Annotated in this window: 1 protein-coding gene and 3 pseudogenes; 2 read left to right on the forward strand and 2 right to left on the reverse strand. The window is 66.4% G+C overall.

Translation table 11 applies throughout. The annotated features are described in order from the left end of the window. Window positions 1–148: 148 nt before the first annotated feature. Window positions 149–511, reverse strand: coding sequence for a hypothetical protein (locus VNS22_RS17525; RefSeq protein WP_325734671.1), 363 nt, complete (start codon window positions 509–511; stop codon window positions 149–151). Window positions 512–585: 74 nt separating this feature from the next. On the opposite strand from VNS22_RS17525, the pseudogene VNS22_RS17530 reads away from it, so the two are divergent. Next, a pseudogene (locus VNS22_RS17530) lies at window positions 586–1,872 on the forward strand (IS256 family transposase). Window positions 1,873–2,051: 179 nt separating this feature from the next. Beyond that, window positions 2,052–2,486 (forward strand): annotated as a pseudogene (locus tag VNS22_RS17535) (IS110 family transposase); the annotation flags it as partial. A gap of 180 nt (window positions 2,487–2,666) precedes the next feature. Here VNS22_RS17535 and VNS22_RS28610 read toward each other — a convergent pair. Beyond that, a pseudogene (locus tag VNS22_RS28610) lies at window positions 2,667–2,879 on the reverse strand (IS481 family transposase); the annotation flags it as partial.

The raw sequence follows: 2,879 nt of genomic DNA on the forward strand, positions 1-2,879 counted from the left end.
GGATGGCATCGGCCTGCCAGGGATCAGCGTGCGCTTCTGCTAACCTAGATCCACCATCATGATGCAGCAGATCGCGGGCCTGCGCCTATACCTGCCCTATGGCCCCGATTCCGCCATAACGTATCGACCGGTGGCATGAGCATCTCGCCTAGCCGGTGATGGCAACAGCCAGACTGCTCATCCGGGGTAGGATGATGCAGCGGAAGGTGGGGATCTTCGCCTGGGTGTGGGTCGGGTTGCGGATGTAGGAGCTCCAGCAGGCGTGGGCCTGGCCATCCGGCGCGGCCGAGGGCACGACCTGCTCCGGATTGATCGGCCACCAACGGCCATCCACCTGGGTTTCCTCCGTCCCGGTCTCGGTGTTGAAGCGGTAGGGGACCGACCGGCAGTCGTTCTGGTTGCAGCACAGGTCACCGCTGGGCGCGCGCAACCCCTCGTACCAGTCATGGCTGGCGGCCGGCGCGATCCACAGCAGCGGGAGGTAGCGTCCGCGGACGTGGTGGAAATTCATTGCGGTTTTGAGGTGGCCATCGGGCCGGCCGGCTAGGGTGGAGTTGCGACACTTCACCTGGACGGAGAGACCCGATGGCCGAAGACAGATTGGCACTGGCCGATCTCATGCAGAAGGCCGGCGATAGCGACTTCTTGCGCGCCGTCGCCGAAGCGGTGCTGCAGCTCCTGATGGAGAACGACGTGGAGGGCCTAATCGGTGCTGGGCGACACGAGCGCTCAGCCGAGCGGCTGAACTACCGGAACGGCTACCGGGATCGCGCGCTCGATACCCGGCTTGGGACCTTGCAGCTCCGTGTGCCGAAGCTTCGCCAGGGCTCGTACTTCCCGCCGTTCCTGGAGCCGCGGAAGGTAAGTGAGAAAGCGCTTGTCGCTGTCATTCAAGAGGCCTGGGTCAGTGGCGTCTCGACCCGGCGCGTCGACGATCTGGTCCAGGCGCCTCCCGGGCCTGCTGGCCCGGTCCATTTCATGGAACGGATGATCCGCCTGCTGGCGGATCATGGGTCTCTCCGGCATCTCCAAGAGCACGGTCTCCAAGCTCTGCAAGGAGATCGATGAGCGGGTGAACGCCTTCCTGGAGCGACCGATCGAGGGGGAATGGCCCTATCTCTGGCTGGATGCCACCTATCTGAAGGTGCGCGAGGGCGGTTCGATCGGCGTTGCCGTTCGAACATCTCGGTCGCTGCCATAATCGCCGTAGCCGTGGACAGCGAAGGCCGGCGTGAGATCGTCGGCCTACACCTCGGGCCTTCCGAGGCGGAGACGTTCTGGTCGACCTTCCTCAAGGGCCTCGTCCGACGCGGTCTGAAGCTTGTGAAGCTGGTGATCTCCGATGCCCATGAAGGGCTCAAAGGGGCGATCCGGCGGGTGTTCGGCGCCACCTGGCAACGTTGCCGCGTCCACTGGATGCGCTGCGCGTTGGCGCACGTGCCCAAAGGGCAGCAGACAATGGTCGCAGCGGCACTGCGCCAGGCCTTCCTACAGGCCGATCCGGCGGCAGCGCAGCAGACTTGGCGGCAGGTCGCCGACCAGCTTCGTCCCCGCTGGCCGAAGCTCGCTGTGCTCATGGATGAGAGCGAGCACGACGTGCTGGCCTACATGGCCTTCCCCGTCCAGCACCGGGTCAAGCTCCACAGCACGAACCCCCTCGAGCGGCTGAACAAGGAGGTCAAGCGCCGGGCCGACGTGGTAGGCATCTTTCCCAACGAAGCCTCAATAACAAGGCTGATCGGTGCGGTGCTGCTCGAGGCCAACGACGAATGGCAGCTCCAGCACCGCTACATGCAAGTCGAGGCGATGGCCGAGCTGACGGTGGCAGCTGCCGAGCCAGAGCCTGCTCAAATCCCACCCAGAGCCGCCTGACCGATGGCTACCTGAGACCACAGACCAATTTCCACCACACTGACGGACGTGACCGGCGGACGGTGGCATCCTTCAGCGTGCGGTTGAGCCGCTCGACTTGGCCATTATCCGGTATCCGGCATGATGGCTTCGGTGCCCTGCGGTCCCGCTGATCTCCGGATCAGCGCTATGGTGAGCCCATCCGGGATGTGGGGCACCGGGAGCACCCAAGTGCGGGCAGGCCGGATGCACTGGGAGCGCGGCATGGCCGGCGGCTTGGCCGGATCGGCATGACCCGTGCTCATGGGGTGGCGTTCGCGCAGAACCTGACCCGTGCCGGCCATGTCGTGGTCGCGGCGACCGGCACCGCGAGGGCGGTGGCGGAGGTGATCCGGCCGCACATGGGCCGGGGGGTGATCGCCAACCCGCGCCAGGTGCGGCTGATCGCCGAGGCGCGCATCAAGGCCGACAGGACCGACGCGACGGTGCGGGCGCAGCTCTGCGCCAGTGGCTTTCTGCCGGAGGTCCCGGACGAGACGACCCTTGGCTTGCGACGCCAGGTCACGCGCCGCACCCAGATCGTGATGTGCCGGACGTCCCGGATGTCCTGCTTGCGCGGCGTGCACCGGGTGCCGTGGTCGGTCGGCACCCAGTGGACCTCGCAAGGCACGGCCAGGATCAGCGCACGCAGGAGCCGGGCGGCTTTCATCTTGCCGGCGCTCTCCACCAGTTGGACGAAGGCGACCCCACTGGTGCAGCCGCCTGCCGCGCCTGCTGGCCCGGTCTGCTCGAAAGATCGGATCGGCCGGCTGCCGGCGGCTGATCACCACGAACAGGCGCAGCTTGCCCTCCTCGGTCTGCATCTCGGCGATGTCGAGGTGGACATAGCCGATCGGGTAGCTGGCAAAGCTTCTTGATGGGCTTGCCGCCCTCGATCTCCGGTCGTCGTCCAGCGGCCGCAGCGCATGCCGGCAAAGCGCGACGATGATCGCTTCCTCCTCGGGCGTCAGGACCGTCGAGCGGGCCTC

Origin of the sequence: Geminicoccus sp. (assembly GCF_035556675.1) — a bacterium.
Lineage (GTDB): Bacteria > Pseudomonadota > Alphaproteobacteria > Geminicoccales > Geminicoccaceae > Geminicoccus.